This window comes from Phocaeicola barnesiae DSM 18169 = JCM 13652 (assembly GCF_000374585.1).
Lineage (GTDB): Bacteria > Bacteroidota > Bacteroidia > Bacteroidales > Bacteroidaceae > Phocaeicola > Phocaeicola barnesiae.
This window is the reverse complement of the sequence record NZ_KB894653.1, coordinates 44,873-62,575: the sequence shown is the minus strand read 5'-3', so window position 1 is coordinate 62,575 and position 17,703 is coordinate 44,873. Positions and strand designations below refer to the sequence as shown.

The following is a 17,703-nucleotide window of genomic DNA, read 5'->3' as shown; positions in this document are numbered from 1 at the left end:
AAAACACAAACGTATGAACTATCTCATCATTGGAACAGGCGGTGTAGGAGGCTGTATCGCCGGTTTTCTGTCATTGGCGGGAAGGGATGTCACCTGTATTGCCCGCGGTAAACACCTCGAAGCCATCCGTCGCGACGGACTTCACCTGAAATCAGATTTAAAAGGCGAACATTACTTGCCTGTCAAGGCATATACCACCGAAGACTATGTCGGCAAGGCCGATGTCATCTTTGTCTGTGTGAAAGGATATTCCATCGGCTCTATTCCGGAAGTCATCGTCAAGGCAGCCAAACCCTCTACCCTGGTCATTCCGATTCTGAATGTCTACGGAACCGGTCCGCGCATCGGCAGTCTGGTCCCTCAGGTGACTGTATTGGACGGCTGTATCTACATCGTAGGATTCGTTTCCGGTGAGGGAGAAATCAGCCAGATGGGAAGCATCTTCCGCCTGGTATTCGGTGCCCGTCCCGAACAAGGAGTAGCCCGTGAGCGCCTGGAAGCGATAGCCGAAGACCTGCGTGCCTGCGGCATCAAGGTGGACGTATCGGACGATATCAACCGCGATACTTTCATCAAGTGGTCGTTTATCTCGGCCATGGCTTGTACAGGAGCCTACCACGACGTTCCTATGGGCGAAGTACAGCACGAAGGTGAGGTGCGTGATACCTTCGTCGGACTGTCGCGCGAAAGTGCTGAAATCGGCCGGAAAATCGGTATCACCTACCCCGAAGACCCGATAACCTATAACCTGAAAGTTATCGATAAGCTGGACCCGCACAGCACGGCTTCCATGCAGAAGGACATCGCCCGTGGCCATGAATCGGAGATACAAGGCCTGCTGTTCGATATGATTGAATTGGGAGAAAAGCTGGGAGTAGCACTGCCTACTTACTACAAAGTGGCTCAGAAATTCCGGAACGCCTGAAAACAAACGGGCGTCTTCCTTTAGAAGGAACGGACGTTTCAAACAAAACATGCTCGCGTTTTTAATCAGACGCGAGCATGTTTTGTTATAAGCAGCGAATTACTTGTTCAAGTACGCGCAAAGCTGCTGTACGGCACGGGCACGGTGGCTGATTTTATTCTTTTCCTCGCTACCCATCTCGGCGAATGTTTCGGTATAGCCTTCGGGAACGAAGACCGGGTCGTAACCGAAACCGGAGCCTCCCCGTTTCTCACGGATAATCTCTCCTTTCACAATACCTTCGAACAAGGTCTCCTTGCCTCCTTCTATCAGACAGATAGCGGTACGGAACTGCGCCCGACGGTTCTCTTTCCCTTCCATCTCACGCAGCAGCTTCTTCATGTTGGCTTCCGAATCGTGTCCTTCACCTCCGGCATAGCGGGCCGAATAAATACCCGGAGCGCCGTTCAGGGCTTCCACCTCCAGACCGGTATCGTCGGCAAAGCAATCCAGACCGTAATGCTCGTAGATATAGGCAGCCTTCAAGGCGGCATTGCCTTCCAGCGTATCGGCCGTTTCAGGAATATCGGCATGACAATGAATGTCATTCAGACTCAGGATTTCCACTTTATCGCCCAGAATCGCCCGGATTTCCTCCAGCTTATGGGCATTGTTGGTCGCAAAAACTAATTTCTTCATAAATCTGTAGTGTTTTCCGTTACAATCGAACGCACAAAAATAAAGAAATAAATCCTGAAGGTCAAACTTATCCGGACAGATATTCTCCGGTTACGGTTCACAGGCAAAAGCCCCTTTCAGACGTTCCAAATGACAGAACAACAAATCGCCGTTGGCATCGTGCAGATGCATGCCGTTTCCTTCGCAATAACGGAAGAATGCACACGAGGCACAAGCTCCTTTCTTCATCCAGGCACGGTCGCGGAAAGGTTGGAACCGATGTTCCCACACCTCCATAAAATCGTCCCGGTAGATATTCCCCTGGGAATAATCCGCACGGATGCTCGGACAAGCCGAAATGGAGCCGTCGGCCAACACCGAAGCCACACTGATTCCCGCATTGCAGATATAGAAGCTGTCACGTACTTCGGCCTCATAGCTGCCCAGAAAACCTTCGCATCCGTAACCGGCCATCACCTTCCCTTCCTGACGGGTACGTCTGATGAACTCCATAAGCCCCCTGAAATCCTTATCATCCAACTGGAATTCCGGATACCGGGCAGCCCTACCTACCGGGAAAATGGTAAACAACCGCCAATGACGGACACCTGCCTCATAAAGCGCGCCTTTCAGTTGTTCCAGATACGGATAATTCCGCCGGTTCACACAAGTCACGACATCCCATGTCAGTTCCGATTCACGGGCCATCAGCCGGATGGCATTCATCGCCCGTTCATGACTTTGAGGATTTCCCCGCAGCCAGTTATGGTCGTCGGCAAAACCGTCCAGACTGACGGTCATGGAATGCAATCCGGCTTCCAGCAAGCTTTGCAGGCGGGAAGCGCTCAGATAAAGGCCATTGGTCACCATCCCCCACGGATAACCACGCTGATACAGTGCCAGCCCTACCTCTTCCAAATCCTCGCGTACCAACGGTTCACCTCCCGTAATGACAATATTCACCTCGTGTGGATTTACATGTGGAGTAATGCTGTCTATTACACGCAGAAAATCTGCCGCAGGCATATCAGGAACAGTTGTCGTACTTTTACAGTCACTGCCGCAATGCTTGCAACGGACATTACACCGCTGCGTACACTCCCAGAAAAGCTGCCTCAACGGATGCATGGCCTTCTGATTTTCACGCATCTTACGGAACACCTCCAGCGCCAGCCGCTTGCGTAGGGAAAGCCGTTCTACCGGTGTTTTCATGGCTCCTTCTTATCCAGTTCAAAATCGACAATCTGGCTGTCACTCCCCTGATACCAACCGTCACCGCCCTTAGGATTCATACTTACCTGGGTAGAATCAGCCTTGTAAGTATCCGACGGGTCTTCGCATACCACACGTAAACGTTCCAATCCACCCCCCTCTTTCTGATAAAGATAATTGCCGTCCTTGTCCGTATAAACCGTGTCATTGTTATACGGAGAGGCTATTCCGGTTTCGTAATCCAAAGGCTTTACGATGACTCGGGCACCTTCTACCGCAGCCTGACTTTCCTTGTCTGTCACCTTTCCTTTTACTTCATACCTGGCATAAGGCGTACCGTATTCATCAGGCGTCTCTCCCAACACATTACAGGAATATCCCAACAAAGCCAATACAGAAGACAGGAGACCGTTGAAAACTTTCAACCACTTTGAACTTCTTTTCATAACATTACTATTTTAAAGGTTTCTATTTAAGAAACACATTCTTGACCGATTTACTGCATAGAAAAGAACATTTTTTGTCCAAACGAATCCATATTTTGCTGCAAACATGCAGATGTTTCAAATAACACAAACAATCGTTTTTCAGAATTTCGTCCGTGTCTGGCAGGACTACTTTGTCTGTTGCGTAGAAAGCTCTGAGGCGAGTTGGCCGATGGTCCGGTGCAGCAGCGGATGTATCACACCGGCTGCGATTTCTGCCAACGGAAGCAATACAAAACTTCGTTCGGCCATCAGTGGATGAGGAAGGACCAGATTGTCGTCGGACAGCACCAGGTCGTCGTAAAGCAGCAGGTCTATGTCGATGATACGGTCGCTGTAGATTCTGTTTACAGACTTATGAAGCCGTCCCAGACTGCGTTCGATGTCTTGCGTGAGGGATAATACTTCTTGCGGAGAAAGCGAAGTCCGTACGCAAAGAGCCGCGTTCAGGAAACTGTTGTCGGACTGGAAGCCCCAGGGGGCTGTTTCAAAAAAAGAAGATAGGGAAGTAACCTCCCCTATCTTCTCGTTGATTTTATCGACAGCAGTACGTAAATTTTCGGTCTTATTGCCCAGGTTGGTTCCCAGGCCCAGGTATACGTTTGCCATGATACTCCTTTCGTTACTTATCCAGAATCAGCATGGCATCGCCGTATGTTCCAAAGCGGTAACCCTCCTTCAATGCTACATTGTAGGCATCCATAATCAGCTCGTAACCTCCGTAAGAGCATACCAGCATCAGCATAGTAGAAAGCGGCATGTGGAAGTTGCTGACCATGGCATTGGCTACCGAGAAGTCGTACGGAGGGAAGATGAATTTGTTGGTCCAGCCTTCATATTCCTTCAGGTGTCCGTCGGTACCAACAGCCGTTTCGATGGTACGCATTACAGTGGTACCTACTGCGCAGACCCGGTTACCGCGGTCTTTGGCTTCGTTTACGATACGGCAGGCTTCCGCATTGACAAACATCTGTTCGGAATCCATCTTGTGTTTGGTCAGGTCTTCTACATCGATGTCACGGAAATTACCCAGTCCGGCGTGCATGGTGATGAAGGCAAAATCAATACCCTTGATTTCCATGCGTTTCATCAGTTCCCGGCTGAAATGCAGTCCGGCTGCCGGTACGGTAACGGCTCCTTCGTTCTTGGCGAAGATGGTCTGGAAACGTTCTTCGTCTTCCGGTTCGGCAGCGCGGTGGATGAACGGAGGCAGTGGCGGCTGGCCTAAAGCATACAGGGCTTTCTTGAATTCATCGTGCGGTCCGTCGTAGAGGAAACGCAGTGTTCGGCCTCTTGAAGTGGTATTGTCGATGACTTCGGCCACCATTGAATCGTCGTCGCCGAAGTAGAGTTTGTTGCCGATACGGATTTTACGTGCCGGGTCTACCAGAACATCCCACAGGCGGAGTTCTTCGTTCAGCTCGCGGAGCAGGAATACTTCGATGCGGGCACCGGTCTTTTCCTTGTTTCCGTACAGGCGGGCAGGAAATACTTTGGTATCGTTAAAGATAAACACATCCTTGTCGTCGAAATAATTCAGGATATCCTTGAATACGACGTGTTCCAACTGGCCGCTGTCTTTATGAACGACCATCAGACGAGACTCATCTCTGTACTTGGCCGGATAAAGGGCAATCTTTTCTTCCGGCAATTTGAATTTGAATTGTGACAGTTTCATCTTCTTCCTTTCTTTCCTTATTCGTTAGTAACTTCAATTTCTTGTTTATCCAGCCAGGCTTCGAAATCTTCTACCTTCATGCAGTTTTCCAGCTTTACCTCGCCTACACGGGTACGGATAAGACCGGTCAGGTGGGCTCCGCTGTCCAATGCTTCGCCGATGTCGCGTGCCAGGGCACGGATATAGGTTCCTTTGCTGCAGACTACCCGTATTCGGATTTCCGGCAGGTTATAGTCCAACAGTTCGATTTCGTCGATGACCAGTGTCTTGGCCTTCAGAGGTACGTCGTCGCCTTTTCGTGCCAGATCGTATGCCCGTTTTCCGTCTATCTTGCAGGCCGAGAAAGCCGGGGGGACTTGTTCAATGGTTCCTACAAACCGTTTCAATGTCTCCTCTACCAGTTCACGGGTGATGTGTTCGGTAGGGTAGGTCGCGTCGATTTCCTTTTCCAAATCGTATGAGGGAGTAGTGGCTCCCAACTGGAGGGTAGCGATGTACTCCTTGGTGTGGTACTGGAATTCCTCAATCCGTTTGGTGGCTTTTCCGGTGCAGATAATCATCACGCCGGTAGCCAGCGGATCGAGGGTGCCGGCATGTCCTACCTTTATTTTCTTGACTCCCAGCTTGCGGCTGATGTGGTATCTTATCTTGTTGACAACCGCGAACGATGTCCATCGTAACGGCTTGTCGAAATACAAAATCTCTCCTTCCTTAAAATTCATGAGTTACAGTTTATCCTATCAGGCTATAGATGATGGTAGCTACTCCGACAATGGCACAGTAGATACCGAAATAGACCAGTTTCCCTTTCTTGACAATATTGATCATCCATTTGCAGGCGATGCATCCGGATATGAAGGCTCCTAAGAAGCCGACTATCAATGCGGTCAGTGATACTTCCGCACCACTTTCTGAGGCTCCTTCGATGATTTTCATGCCGTCCAGCAAAGCTTCTCCCAAGATGGGAGGAATGACCATCAGAAATGAGAACTGTGCCAGTTTCTCTTTCTTGTCGCCCAGCATCAGACCGGTGGCAATGGTAGTGCCTGAACGTGAAAGTCCCGGCATGACAGCACATGCCTGGGCGATACCGATGATGAAAGCATCCTTCAGGCTGATTTTCTCTTTGATACGCGGTTTGGCATAATAGGAGAAAGTCAGCAGGACTGCGGTAACCAGCAGCATGATACCTACTATCAGCAGGCCGGATTCGAAAATCTCTTCTACCGTATCTTTAAAGAATACTCCTACGATTCCGATTGGAATCATGGAGATGATAATGTTGATTACGTATTTGGTTTCGGCGTTCATCTGGAATTTGAAGAGTCCACGGAAAATCCAGTCGATTTCTTTCCAAAGAATGACCAGTGTACTCAAAACGGTAGCTACATGTACTACGATGGTAAATGTCAGGTTGTCTTCTCCTTCAATACCGAATAAAGCCGACCCGATGGTCAGGTGGCCGCTACTACTCACAGGAAGGTATTCCGTCAGTCCCTGCAGAATACCCAATACTAATGCTTCAAACCAGCTCATTGCAATTCTTTAATTTTTTTGTTAATGATGTTTTCTGTAATATCTGTAGAATTATCTGTTTGGTCGGATGGGGAGTCTGTTGGTTTGCGTAGGATACCATAAATCATGAAGATGAATCCGAAGAAACATACAGCCGGGGCTATTTTGATTCGTCTCGCACTGAAAATATCGGGCTCAAAGGCTGTTTCGGTGGAACCGGGGCCTGACATCAGCAGAAAGCCGATGATAATGATAACCATACCTATCCCTAAAAGGATAAAGTTTTTCTTGTCGAAAGCAAAGCTTTTTCTATCCATAATAGTTGTTTGTTAGATGTTTTTACATGTAATAAAGCTCACCGGCTTTCATACGCAGGAATTTGTTGATGGAAATCCATGCGCACAAGGTCGTGATGATAACTCCGAAAATGAATACCGCACCATCCATAATCAGGACAACGGTAGGGGTAATGACTGTCAGCAGGTCCGGCTCATAACGGATGAGGAAATAGCTCATGCCGGTCAGCAATGCATCTGCCAGGATGGCTGCAAAGATACCTATCCAGATGTTCTGCCACAGGAACGGACGTCGGATGAACGACCAGCTCGCTCCTACCAGTTTCATGGTGTGTATCAGGAAGCGTTTGGAGTAAATGGTCAGCCGGATAGTGTTGTTGATGAGTGCGAAGGATATCAGCGTCAGCAGTCCGGCCAATCCCAATAACACCAGGCTGATTTTCCGAAGATTCCGGTTGACGGAATCCATCAGTTCCTGGGGATAATTCACTTCCAGGATATTCTTGTTGCTGAGCAGTTCATCCTGTATCCACTGGATGCTGTCTGAATTGGCGTATGCCGAATTCAACTTGATTTCGATGGAAGCATTGAAGGGATTGTGTCCGATGAATTCGGCCGGGTCGGTACCCATCGCTTCCGTCTGTTCGCGGAGAGCCTGAACCTTGGAAATATACGTGGTTTCCTTGACATACGGTGCCTCGTTCAGCCGTTTCTGATACTGCAGGATGTCTCTTTCCGGCATATCATCACTGAGTTGGACCGATACGGCGATGTTTTCGCGTACATATACAGACAGATTGTTGGCAGTCAGCACGAAGAAGACTACCAGCCCCAACAGCAGAAGTACCAGCATGGTACTGATACTGGCTGTGATGAATTGCATATTGAAAAAAGAACGTGATTTCCTTTTCATACTTGTTTCTTTCTAAATACATAAATCATCGAACTGCTACGTTCTTTGTTGGCTGCCGATGCAAACCAGGCACGCGTTCCGCTGAGCATTCCTTTCAGGAAAGGCATCCCGCTCTTTCTGTATTTCTCGCTCAGAATGGATACATAGAAGGCATCGAACGGCATGGGGTGCTGTTCCGCCAGGATGAACCCGTGTTTGGCCCCGAACTGCTGGAGGATAGAGGGAGAGAAATGCCACAAATGGCGGGGAACATCGTAGGCGCCCCACATTTCCCGGTATTTCTGTGCATCGTATGAAGTAGGGTTGGGAACGGCTATAATTAATATTCCCCGTTCTTTCAGAATACGGTGCAGAATTTCCCATGTCTCGTTCAAATGCTCCAGATGTTCCATGACGTGCCACAAGGTAACGACATCAAACGAAGCATCGGAAAGCCCGGCCAGTTCTTCCGGAGCCTTGACGTCCAGCGCAAAATGTTCGCGGGCGAACTCACGCGCCTGAGGACTCTTTTCAATGGCTGATACGGTCCATCCTTTCTGCTGCATGAAATGGCTGAAGTATCCGGTACCGGTACCGATGTCGAGTAAAGCGCCTTTGTTCAACCGGCTGCTATGCCGGATGAGCCGTGCTTTCCGTCCGAGCATATACCGACGCACCCAGTGATAGATGCGGTTCATCAGTCCCTTGTTCGTATCACTGTGCGAAATGTAATCGGGGCTTTCGTAGTAACGGCCTATTTCCGCCTCGGTAGGAACTCCCTGGGTAAACAGGAATCCACAGTCCTGACAACGGTACAAATCGAAACTTTCTCCCGTCGCATAATGGTCTGTACACGTCATTTCTTTGACAAAATGACTTTTCCCACAAAGCGGGCATGTATCTATATGTAGTATGTTCACTTTATTCCCTAATTTCTTGCAAAATAACAAATAAAATGATTATCAACAGACTTTCTTTAAAAGTTTTTAAGAGTATGGAGATATTTTCAAAGTTTTTCCTACCTTTGCTTTCTACCTAATACAATGAATGATGGAAAAAAAGCAATTGACCCGCTCGAATAACCGAATGATTGCGGGAGTCTGTTCCGGTATAGCCGATTATTTCGGTTGGGATGTAACGCTGGTGCGTATCCTGTATGTGCTGGCTACTTTCTTTACCGCTTTTTCAGGTGGTATTGTCTATCTGATTCTGTGGGTAATTATGCCGGAACGGCGTAGAGGTGAAGGTTAATCAGTTTCTTTTTTGATAGATGAAACGAAAAAATCCCCTTATCGGTTTCTTCTCAGAAGGCTCCGGTAAGGGGATTATATGTCTTATACGGATAGTTATGTGAGGTTACCCGGCTGGTTCGTCAGTTACTTCAATACCTTTAAGAGTAGCGGAACTGGATTCGGTGATGCGTACATTTACACGGTCGCCTATCCGGTGGTTATTCCGGTCGAACACGACAACCTTGTTCTGTTCCGTACGGCCGAACAGTTGGTCTTTCGAACGTTTTGAAACGCCTTCCACCAGAACTTCGAATGTTTTTCCTACATCTTTGGCATTGCTTTCAGCCGAAAGCTGGTTCTGTAATTCTATCAATTCGTTCAATCGGCGGATTTTTACCTCTTCCGGAATGTCATCCGGCAAGTGCTTGGATGCATAAGTACCCGGTCGTTCCGAGTATTTAAACATGAAAGCTGAGTCGTAGGCGCAGATACGCATCAATGAAAGTGACAGCTGGTGGTCTTCTTCCGTTTCACTGTGGAAGCCGGAGAAGATGTCGGTACTCAGTCCACAATCTGGAATGATGCGGCGGATGGTTTCTACCCGTTCCAGATACCATTCACGGGTGTATTTCCGATTCATCAGTTTCAGGATGCGTGAACTTCCACTTTGTACCGGCAGATGGATGTGCTTACATACGTTCGGTATTTCGGCAATGACATGTAGGGTTTCGTCACTCATATCTTTCGGATGGGAAGTCGTGAAACGGACACGCATATCGGGTACAGCTTCAGCTACTGTGCGCAGCAACATCGGGAAGGTGACCACAGTACCGTCCTTTTCGAAACGGTAAGAATTGACATTCTGTCCCAATAAAGTTACTTCCTTGTAACCTTTCTGTTGGAGGTCGCGTACTTCGTTCAGGATACTCTCTACATCGCGGCTACGTTCACGCCCGCGGGTATAGGGAACAATACAGTAGTGACAGAAGTTGTTGCAACCCCGCATGATGGAAACGAATCCGGAGATGTGGTTACCGCAGATGCGCGAAGGAATGACATCACGGTAAGTCTCAGTCGTGGAAAGTTCTACGTTGATGGCTTTTTCACCGGCTTCTACCGAGGCGATAAGCTCCGGCAAGGTCAGGTACGCATCGGGACCTGCCACCAAATCGACATGATGGTTTTCAATCAGGTCGTTCTTCACCCGTTCGGCCATACATCCCAGTACACCGACAATCAGGTTTTTACGTTTCTTACGCAAGGAATGGAAAAACTCCAGCCGGTTCAGGATTTTCTGTTCGGCGTTGTCGCGGATGGAACAGGTATTCATGAATACCGCGTCGGCCTCTTCCAACGTTTCGCACGGAGTATATCCTGCCATCTGCATGATGGATGCAATTACTTCACTGTCGGCTACGTTCATCTGGCATCCGTATGTTTCAATGAACAGCTTCTTGTTCTCATGTTCAGTTGCAGATTTAAAGTCTGCTCCTGTAGCTTCTTTTGTCATAAATGAAAGTTTGTTAAACGGTTTTCGGCTGCAAAGATACCAGTTTTTGGGTTAACTTCCATCAAATCGGTAGGATATATAAAATTTATTCGTATATTTGACATAACCTTAACACAAGACCTTATGGATGTAATTGAGATTTTGGCTTTTATAGTCGCTATGGGATTACTTCTCTACCGGAAAGTGTCTGTAAATCAGACACAAGACAAGAGGCCTCGAAAGAAGCGTCCGGTACGTCCGGCTCTGGACGTCGGAGAAGAAAATAAGGTGGAAAAGGTGTCGGAGACTGTAATTCCGGTTAAGGAGCCGACAGTGATTCGTCCAACTTCCTTTCATGACGCTACCCGAAAACGAAAATCAGTACATCCTGTTTCTGACCCCGAAAAGAAGGCCTCTACGGTGGTTCCTTCCATAACAGAAGTTTCCGGAGAAAGTATCCGTTTCCGGAATCGGGAGGATGCACGCAGAGCTTTCCTGTATTCGGAAATTTTCAACCGGAAATACGATTAACCGGATGCCGGTCTGTCAGAAGTAACCTTTTTAGAGAGATATTTAATAAAATAACTAATACTAACCCATTCGTTAAACACATATTGTTATGAGTTTCCCTTATATTTCGGCAGTTGAAGCTGCCAATCTGATAAAAGATGGAGATATTATAGGTTTGAGCGGTTTTACACCGGCCGGAAGTCCGAAAGCTGTTACATCTGCTTTGGCGCAGCTGGCGGAAGAAAAACACGCACGTGGTGAACACTTTCAGGTCGGTATCATTACAGGGGCATCTACCGGCGATTCCTGCGACGGTGCATTGACCCGTGCTCATGCAATGTCTTTCAGAGCTCCATATACCACAAACACAGATTTCCGTAAAGCAGTCAATAAAGGCGAAATCCGTTATACCGATATTCATCTGTCGCAGGTGGCTCAACGTCTGCGCTCCGGTTTTCTGGGACATGTAAATGTAGCGATTATAGAAGCTTGTGAAATTACTGACGACGGACGGATTTACCTGACCTCCGGTGTCGGTATTTCTCCTACCGTTGCCCGTCTGGCCGATAAGGTAATCGTTGAACTGAATGCGGCACACAGCAAACGCATCATCGGTATCCACGACCTGTATGAGATGGAGCGTCCGCCTTACCGTCGTCCGCTTATGATTGAGCGTCCGAGCGACCGTATCGGTTTGCCTTACATTCAAGTGGATCCGTCGAAAATCATCGGTATCGTAGAAACGAATATGCCGGACGAAGCCCGTGGTTTCAGCGAACCCGATGCTGTTACGGAACAAATCGGACACAATGTGGCTGCTTTCCTGGCCAATGATATGCGGAAAGGTACAATCCCTTCTACTTTCCTGCCTTTGCAGTCAGGGGTAGGCAACATTGCCAATGCCGTGCTGAGCGCTTTGGGTAAGGACTCCAGCATTCCTCCGTTCGAAATGTATACGGAAGTTATCCAGAATTCGGTCATCAAGTTGATCAAGGAAGGCCGCATCAAATTCGGAAGTACCTGTTCCCTGTCTGTCACAAACGACTGCTTGCAGGATATTTATGAGAATATGGATTTCTTTATCAACAAACTGGTATTGCGTCCGTCGGAAATCTCCAATTGTCCGGAAGTGGTACGACGTATCGGAGTCATTTCCATGAATACGGCAATCGAAGCGGATATTTATGGTAATGTGAATTCAACTCATATCTGCGGTACGAAGATGATGAACGGTATCGGCGGTTCCGGAGATTTCACCCGGAGTGCCTATATTTCTATTTTCTCCTGTCCTTCTACGGCAAAAGGAGGTTGTATCAGTTCCATTGTACCGATGGTTTCTCATCAGGATCATAGTGAACATTCCGTCAATATCATCATTACCGAACAAGGTATTGCCGATTTACGTGGAAAGAGTCCGATGGAACGGGCTAAAGTAATTATCGAGAACTGTGCACATCCGGATTATAAACAGATTTTGTGGGATTATCTGAGATTTGCTACCAAAGGACAGACTTCACATTGTCTGTCAGCTGCATTAGCAATGCATGAAGTATTTTTGAAGGAAGGTGATATGCGATTGATTGATTGGGCCAAATTTATCCGCTAAGTATCGGATATATTTGAACGATATGGGTGCTGTTTGGGGAAAAATTCTCATGGACAGCACTTTTTTTTATATGGATATGATGAATTCCTCTTTTTTCTAAACAAATAATTCCGTTTCTTGTTATATAGATATAACCAATTATAAATCAATGGAATTATGAAGAAAATTTTATTTGGGGTCCTGGGCCTTCTGGCACTTGTTTCAGCATGTAATGATGACCACGAAGATGTTAATGCTCCTACACAGGTCGATGCCAGATCGCTGGTAACTCCTAGTATCAATATTCGGGTGGCCGATCAGTTTGCTCAGAAATCTTTTACAGGTATTCTGGAGGTCTATCCCTGTAACCAGAACCAGACCACCTACTTCGGTAACTATGTCAATGGCAAACTGACCCCTTTCAATGGGTACTATACCATCGTGAACGGACAAGATTTCGGAAACAACAATCGCAATATCAGTTTACCTATCAATACCTATAACATGGTGTATTGGGGAACTCCCAAATACGACGAGCCTATTTATAACCAGCCTGCTGTAAAAAGTCCGGGGATGACTGTTGGAGCGAATGTATCGGATTTGTATTTCAGCTTGCGGGCCAATCAGGACAGTACCTACATGCCGGTATATGATTTGGTATATGCCATGAAGACTGTGCAGATAGGCGAAGAGGATATACAAGCTACCCTGTCGCATGTAGGCGCCGGTCTGAAGATTATTGCGCAGATGCAGCAAGGTAAAACATTCAGCCCGAACATTACCGGTATACAGGCACGTATCGGAAGTATTGCCGAAAAATTGAATTTTTATACGGCTGAACCTAGCAACATGACGAAGACGGTAAAGTTTGATCTGGAATATTCTGCCGACAGTACCAGCATGAGTAATCCCACCGTCATGTTATTCCCTTCCGGACCGAATCCGTTGCTTGAACTGTTCATTACCTTGAAAGATGGAACGGTACGTAAATTGTCGAAGAATCTGTCCGCTACCTTGTCGGCCAATACAATGCTTACATTGAATATCATGATTGGAGAGATTCTGGTGAATGAAAATTCAGGTACTTATTCCATTACAGACTGGAAGGAAGAAAATGAATCGATTGACTTTCCGATTGTAAACTAAGGATTGTTTCTTATGCTCTCAGAAGTTTTCATCGTGTAGGTATATGTTTTTGGTGTTAAAAAAGGTTGCGGGTTTCTATGGTAAGACATAGAAACCCGCTGATTTTTATAGGTTCTTCCTTTCTTATTATTACCTTTGTCGGAGAGAATGGCGCACATTGCGGCGAATAACCTCTTTTTTATTCGACGGATGGGTGCTGTAAAGGATAAAATGGTTGATAAATGTTATTATGAAAAAGGAATTAGTGTGTTTGGGCTTGGCGGCAGGTGTATTCTCGGTCGTACAAGCTGACGAGACCCGTTTGCTTCGCTTTCCGGCAACCAATGGAACAGATGTCGTGTTTACGTATGCCGGTGATTTGTATAAGGCACCGTTGAGTGGAGGAGAGGCTCAGCGCCTGACTTCGCACATAGGGTATGAAATTTTTCCTCGTTTCTCACCGGATGGAAAGTCTATCGCTTTTACGGGGCAGTATGACGGAAATACGGAAGTTTATCTGATACCTGCCGAAGGAGGAGAACCGAAGCGGTTGACATATACTTCGACAAACAGCCGTGATGATTTGGGAGACCGTATGGGGCCGAACAATGTGGCTATGACCTGGACACGTGACGGTAAACAGATTGTGTACCGTAACCGTATCGGTGACGGGTTCGAAGGGAAATTGTGGAGTATTTCGAAAGATGGAGGAATGGCGGAAGCTCTTCCTTTGCCGGAAGGCGGATTCTGCTGCTATTCACCGGATGGTAAGAAACTGGCCTATAACCGTGTATTCCGTGAATTCCGCAATTGGAAGTATTACCGGGGAGGTATGGCGGATGATATCTGGATTTATGACCCACAGGCTAAAAAGGTAACGAACATCACCAATAATGTGGCACAGGACATCTTCCCGATGTGGATAGGCGATGAAATCTTTTTCGCTTCAGACCGGGATATGACCATGAATCTCTTCGTATACAATACGAAAACGGGGACAACAGAAAAGGTAACCAACTATACCGATTACGATGTGAAATTCCCCAGCACAGACGGTACAACCATTGTGTACGAGCAAGGCGGCTATCTGTATAAGCTGGACCCGAAAACCCGGAAATCGGAAAAGATATCCATAACCTTGAACAGTGACAATGTAGATGCACGCAGCGAGCAGAAACACGTGAGCGATGACCTGACGGCTGCCAGTCTTTCGGCCGACGGCAAACGTGTGGTTGTAACAGCCCGTGGAGAAGTCTTCGATGTACCTGTCCAGAAAGGGGTAACCCGGAACATCACCCGCACACCGGGAGCGCATGAACGGGAAGCGGAATGGGCACCCGACGGTAAGTATATCGCTTACATTTCCGACCGTACCGGTGAAACGGAAGTCTGGTTGGAGGCTGCCGAAGGGGGTGAGCCGATTCAGCTGACTAAAAACAATGATACTTATATCCGGAGTATCCAGTGGAGTCCCGACAGCAAATCCATTCTCTATACCGACCGTAAGAACCGGGTGGTTACAGTAGATGTCGCTTCGAAGACAAAGAAAGAAATCCTGCGGAATCCGGAAAGCGAGTTTTATGATGTTTCTTATTCGCCCGACAGCCAATGGCTCACCTATACAAAACCGGCAGCCAATCAGATGTCTGTGGTTTATGTATATAACCTGAAGACAGGTAAGGAATATCCGGTGACAGAAAAATGGTATAACTCTTCGGAACCTGTATTCAGTACAGACGGAAAGTATCTGATATTCTCTTCCGATAGAGATTTTAACCCGATTTACGGTCGCCTGGAATGGAACCATGTCTATACACGCATGGGAGGTATCTACCTAGTAATGCTTGAAAAGTCTACTCCGTCTCCATTCTTGCCGAAGGATGAAAAGGTAGGCGAAAATGCATCGGAAAAGGCACAGCCGGCCGATAAGAAGCAGGAAGAAAAGCCGGCACAGCAAGGTGTAACTGTCCGGATTGATACGGACGACATGTTGGCCCGCATCGTCAAGTTGCCTTTGGGAACCAATAACTACAGAAACTTCTATTCCGATGGAAAGACTGTCTGGTATTGGGGGAACGGTGGAACCCATGCTTACGACCTTGACAAGCAGAAAGATGAACTGGTAGCCGAGGGGGCTTACATGGATGTGACTCCAGGTTCGGACCAGGCCTTGTTCCTGAAAGGAAATACGTTGTATGTAACAGCGCTTCCGAAGTCAAAGGCTACACTGACCGATGCTGTCGATTTGAGTGACATGGTAGCGACGATTGACTATCCTCAGGAATGGGCACAGATTTTCGATGAGGCCTGGCGGGCTTACCGCGACGGCTTCTACCTGGAAAATATGCACGGTGTAGACTGGAAAACCATCAAGGCCAAGTACGAATGCCTGGTTCCATACGCCAAGACACGGCTTGACTTGAATTACATCATCGGTGAGATGATCGGTGAACTGGCTTGCGGACATGCGTATGTCAATCCGGGGGATTACAAGCAAATCAAACGGGTTTCCATGGGCTTGCTTGGAGCAGAACTGAGTCGTGACAAAAGCGGATATTACCGCATCGAAAAGATTATTCCGGGAGCTCCTTACAGCCAAAAACTCCGTTCTCCGCTCACAGAACCGGGAATGGATATCCATGAAGGAGATTACATCACCGCCATTGACGGGGTATCAACCACATCGGTTGACAACATCTATAAGTTACTGGTTGGTAAAGCCGAGGTATTGACTGAACTGACTGTCAACAAGCAGGCTGCCGACGGAGGACGGAAAGTAGTCGTTACTCCGATTTCCGATGAATATCCGTTGTATCATTATAACTGGGTACAGAAGAACCTGAAACGTGTGGAAGAAGCGACAAACGGTCGGGTAGGTTACATCTATATTCCGGATATGGGACCTGAAGGATTGAACGAGTTTGCCCGTTATTTCTATCCGCAGCTGGACAAGGAAGCTTTGATTATCGATGACCGTGCCAACGGTGGAGGTAACATTTCGCCGATGATTATCGAACGTCTGCTCCGTAAACCGTATCGTATGACCATGTCCCGTACTTCTACCATGACCGGAACCATTCCGGATGCTACCCAATACGGACCGAAGGTGCTGCTTATCAACAAGTATTCGGCTTCGGACGGCGATTTGTTCCCCTGGAGCTTTAAGGCGAACCAGATAGGAACGGTTATCGGTACCCGTACATGGGGAGGAATCGTTGGTATCAGCGGCTCGTTGCCTTACATGGACGGCACGGATATCCGTGTACCGTTCTTTACCAATTACGATGCCAAGACCGGCAAGTGGATTGTGGAGAATCACGGTGTAGACCCTGATATCTTGCTTGACAATGACCCGATTCAGGAACAGGCCGGCATAGACCAGCAGTTGGAAAAGGCTATCGAGGTGGCTTTGGAACAGCTGAAGGAACGTCAGCCGCTGCCTGGAGTACCGGCACCGCGTACTTTCAAGGACTTGGGCTTGTAAAAAGAAAGAGGTCTTGAAAGCCGAAAATAGCTAACTGCTTTTGAAGAAGTGGTTTCCGTGGAATATCGTTCTCGGGAACCACTTCTTTCGTTAAAAAATGTTTTTATGACTTTGAAGACTGAACAAAATGAAAATTAAGGTTGTTTTGTTTTCAAAAGCAAGTTACTATGAATCAGTTTACGAAAATACTCGTTGTCATTTTATTCGGGCTTTTTGGCTGGAATGGAATACAGGTTTTTGGAGCTTTTCCAGAAACAGAGGTTTCGTATACTCGCTTAACTGACAGTTCATCCAATGATGTATGTCAGGAATCCTCTTCACAAGTGCTGAAGCAGCATCCGGAAGGCGTTCGGTTGAATCAGCAGCTGTGCCGTTCATGGACGTTTGAATCGTTGCGTCCACAGGATTTTCTGATGCGGAACCTGTCGGTATGTTGGAACGGACAAAGCAAACCTGTTCCTTTCCATCCCATGGATAATAACTGTTTCTCTGGTTATAAAACTTTCATGTCGTCCGAAACGAGCGGGAAATCGGCCTGTTCTTCTTATCATTGTGTGTCTGTCAGCGGACGATCCATCGTTTTTGAACAGAGAAAGATTATAATTTGATTTGTCATAT

The 17,703-nt window shown here is 47.4% G+C and carries 17 protein-coding genes; 6 read left to right on the top strand and 11 right to left on the bottom strand.

All coding sequences use genetic code 11. The features are described 5' to 3' along the window. The first annotated feature begins 13 nt into the window (after positions 1 to 13). Positions 14 to 925 carry a ketopantoate reductase family protein gene (locus C510_RS0111485; RefSeq protein ID WP_018711489.1) on the top strand — a complete coding sequence of 304 codons (912 nt, stop codon included), beginning with the start codon at positions 14 to 16 and terminating at the stop codon, positions 923 to 925. Positions 926 to 1,024: 99 nt separating this feature from the next. Here the strand turns inward: C510_RS0111485 and C510_RS0111480 are convergent, their stop codons facing one another. From C510_RS0111480 to C510_RS0111435, 10 genes are all read right to left on the bottom strand, one after another. Continuing rightward, complete coding sequence (locus C510_RS0111480) at positions 1,025 to 1,603, bottom strand: non-canonical purine NTP diphosphatase (protein ID WP_018711488.1); 579 nt, start codon at positions 1,601 to 1,603, stop codon at positions 1,025 to 1,027. A gap of 90 nt (positions 1,604 to 1,693) precedes the next feature. Next, positions 1,694 to 2,794 (bottom strand): TIGR04133 family radical SAM/SPASM protein, encoded by a 1,101-nt coding sequence (locus tag C510_RS0111475; protein WP_018711487.1) that lies wholly within the window; start codon positions 2,792 to 2,794, stop codon positions 1,694 to 1,696. Further along, the gene (locus tag C510_RS0111470; RefSeq protein WP_025892609.1) at positions 2,791 to 3,240 is read right to left on the bottom strand and encodes a radical SAM-associated putative lipoprotein; all 450 of its coding nucleotides are present in this window, start codon (positions 3,238 to 3,240) and stop codon (positions 2,791 to 2,793) included. The genes C510_RS0111475 and C510_RS0111470 overlap by 4 nt, the downstream gene beginning before the upstream one ends. Positions 3,241 to 3,408: 168 nt before the next feature. Further along, on the bottom strand, positions 3,409 to 3,888 hold the full coding sequence (gene folK / locus C510_RS0111465) for a 2-amino-4-hydroxy-6-hydroxymethyldihydropteridine diphosphokinase (protein ID WP_018711485.1): 480 nt from the start codon (positions 3,886 to 3,888) through the stop codon (positions 3,409 to 3,411). A gap of 13 nt (positions 3,889 to 3,901) precedes the next feature. Continuing rightward, positions 3,902 to 4,957: a tRNA preQ1(34) S-adenosylmethionine ribosyltransferase-isomerase QueA gene (queA, locus tag C510_RS0111460; protein WP_018711484.1), complete on the bottom strand. Its 1,056-nt coding sequence runs from the start codon at positions 4,955 to 4,957 to the stop codon at positions 3,902 to 3,904. A gap of 17 nt (positions 4,958 to 4,974) precedes the next feature. Further along, the gene (gene truB, locus C510_RS0111455; RefSeq protein ID WP_018711483.1) at positions 4,975 to 5,679 is read right to left on the bottom strand and encodes a tRNA pseudouridine(55) synthase TruB; all 705 of its coding nucleotides are present in this window, start codon (positions 5,677 to 5,679) and stop codon (positions 4,975 to 4,977) included. A gap of 10 nt (positions 5,680 to 5,689) precedes the next feature. Next, positions 5,690 to 6,493: an undecaprenyl-diphosphate phosphatase gene (locus C510_RS0111450; protein ID WP_018711482.1), complete on the bottom strand. Its 804-nt coding sequence runs from the start codon at positions 6,491 to 6,493 to the stop codon at positions 5,690 to 5,692. Further along, the gene (locus C510_RS16495; protein ID WP_018711481.1) at positions 6,490 to 6,789 is read right to left on the bottom strand and encodes a DUF3098 domain-containing protein; all 300 of its coding nucleotides are present in this window, start codon (positions 6,787 to 6,789) and stop codon (positions 6,490 to 6,492) included. Before C510_RS16495 ends, C510_RS0111450 begins: the two co-directional genes overlap by 4 nt. Positions 6,790 to 6,811: 22 nt before the next feature. Then, entirely contained in the window at positions 6,812 to 7,681 is an 870-nt protein-coding gene (locus C510_RS0111440) for a cell division protein FtsX (protein ID WP_018711480.1), read from the bottom strand. Further along, positions 7,678 to 8,580: a class I SAM-dependent methyltransferase gene (locus tag C510_RS0111435; protein WP_026320204.1), complete on the bottom strand. Its 903-nt coding sequence runs from the start codon at positions 8,578 to 8,580 to the stop codon at positions 7,678 to 7,680. The genes C510_RS0111440 and C510_RS0111435 overlap by 4 nt, the downstream gene beginning before the upstream one ends. 127 nt (positions 8,581 to 8,707) lie before the next feature. Between C510_RS0111435 and C510_RS0111430 the strand changes: the two genes are divergently transcribed. Further along, entirely contained in the window at positions 8,708 to 8,911 is a 204-nt protein-coding gene (locus C510_RS0111430; protein WP_026320203.1) for a PspC domain-containing protein, read from the top strand. A 105-nt stretch (positions 8,912 to 9,016) separates the two neighbouring features. On the opposite strand, the gene miaB is transcribed toward C510_RS0111430, so the two are convergent. Next, positions 9,017 to 10,402: a tRNA (N6-isopentenyl adenosine(37)-C2)-methylthiotransferase MiaB gene (gene miaB / locus C510_RS0111425; protein WP_018711477.1), complete on the bottom strand. Its 1,386-nt coding sequence runs from the start codon at positions 10,400 to 10,402 to the stop codon at positions 9,017 to 9,019. 123 nt (positions 10,403 to 10,525) lie between these two features. Here miaB and C510_RS16490 point away from each other — a divergent pair, with 123 nt between their 5' ends. The 4 genes from C510_RS16490 (at position 10,526) to C510_RS0111405 (ending at position 17,085) form a co-directional block, all read left to right on the top strand. Beyond that, positions 10,526 to 10,912: a hypothetical protein gene (locus tag C510_RS16490; protein ID WP_018711476.1), complete on the top strand. Its 387-nt coding sequence runs from the start codon at positions 10,526 to 10,528 to the stop codon at positions 10,910 to 10,912. A gap of 88 nt (positions 10,913 to 11,000) precedes the next feature. Next, entirely contained in the window at positions 11,001 to 12,497 is a 1,497-nt protein-coding gene (locus C510_RS0111415; RefSeq protein WP_018711475.1) for a butyryl-CoA:acetate CoA transferase, read from the top strand. A 156-nt stretch (positions 12,498 to 12,653) separates the two neighbouring features. After that, positions 12,654 to 13,622 (top strand): FimB/Mfa2 family fimbrial subunit, encoded by a 969-nt coding sequence (locus C510_RS0111410; RefSeq protein WP_018711474.1) that lies wholly within the window; start codon positions 12,654 to 12,656, stop codon positions 13,620 to 13,622. Positions 13,623 to 13,851: 229 nt separating this feature from the next. Continuing rightward, a complete protein-coding gene (locus C510_RS0111405; RefSeq protein ID WP_025892614.1) occupies positions 13,852 to 17,085 on the top strand; it encodes a S41 family peptidase in 3,234 nt (1,077 codons plus the stop codon). Positions 17,086 to 17,703: the final 618 nt, after the last annotated feature.

Bases quoted from the DNA above. Each gene is read 5' to 3' on its own strand.
- C510_RS0111430 (WP_026320203.1), top strand. From the start codon at position 8,708: ATGATGGAAAAAAAGCAATTGACCCGCTCGAATAACCGAATGATTGCG.
- folK (WP_018711485.1), bottom strand. From the start codon at position 3,888: ATGGCAAACGTATACCTGGGCCTGGGAACCAACCTGGGCAATAAGACC.
- C510_RS0111410 (WP_018711474.1), top strand. From the start codon at position 12,654: ATGAAGAAAATTTTATTTGGGGTCCTGGGCCTTCTGGCACTTGTTTCA.
- C510_RS0111475 (WP_018711487.1), bottom strand. From the start codon at position 2,794: ATGAAAACACCGGTAGAACGGCTTTCCCTACGCAAGCGGCTGGCGCTG.
- C510_RS16495 (WP_018711481.1), bottom strand. From the start codon at position 6,789: ATGGATAGAAAAAGCTTTGCTTTCGACAAGAAAAACTTTATCCTTTTA.
- miaB (WP_018711477.1), bottom strand. From the start codon at position 10,402: ATGACAAAAGAAGCTACAGGAGCAGACTTTAAATCTGCAACTGAACAT.
- C510_RS0111440 (WP_018711480.1), bottom strand. From the start codon at position 7,681: ATGAAAAGGAAATCACGTTCTTTTTTCAATATGCAATTCATCACAGCC.
- C510_RS0111480 (WP_018711488.1), bottom strand. From the start codon at position 1,603: ATGAAGAAATTAGTTTTTGCGACCAACAATGCCCATAAGCTGGAGGAA.
- C510_RS0111485 (WP_018711489.1), top strand. From the start codon at position 14: ATGAACTATCTCATCATTGGAACAGGCGGTGTAGGAGGCTGTATCGCC.
- C510_RS16490 (WP_018711476.1), top strand. From the start codon at position 10,526: ATGGATGTAATTGAGATTTTGGCTTTTATAGTCGCTATGGGATTACTT.
- truB (WP_018711483.1), bottom strand. From the start codon at position 5,679: ATGAATTTTAAGGAAGGAGAGATTTTGTATTTCGACAAGCCGTTACGA.
- C510_RS0111450 (WP_018711482.1), bottom strand. From the start codon at position 6,493: ATGAGCTGGTTTGAAGCATTAGTATTGGGTATTCTGCAGGGACTGACG.
- C510_RS0111470 (WP_025892609.1), bottom strand. From the start codon at position 3,240: ATGAAAAGAAGTTCAAAGTGGTTGAAAGTTTTCAACGGTCTCCTGTCT.
- C510_RS0111415 (WP_018711475.1), top strand. From the start codon at position 11,001: ATGAGTTTCCCTTATATTTCGGCAGTTGAAGCTGCCAATCTGATAAAA.
- queA (WP_018711484.1), bottom strand. From the start codon at position 4,957: ATGAAACTGTCACAATTCAAATTCAAATTGCCGGAAGAAAAGATTGCC.
- C510_RS0111405 (WP_025892614.1), top strand. From the start codon at position 13,852: ATGAAAAAGGAATTAGTGTGTTTGGGCTTGGCGGCAGGTGTATTCTCG.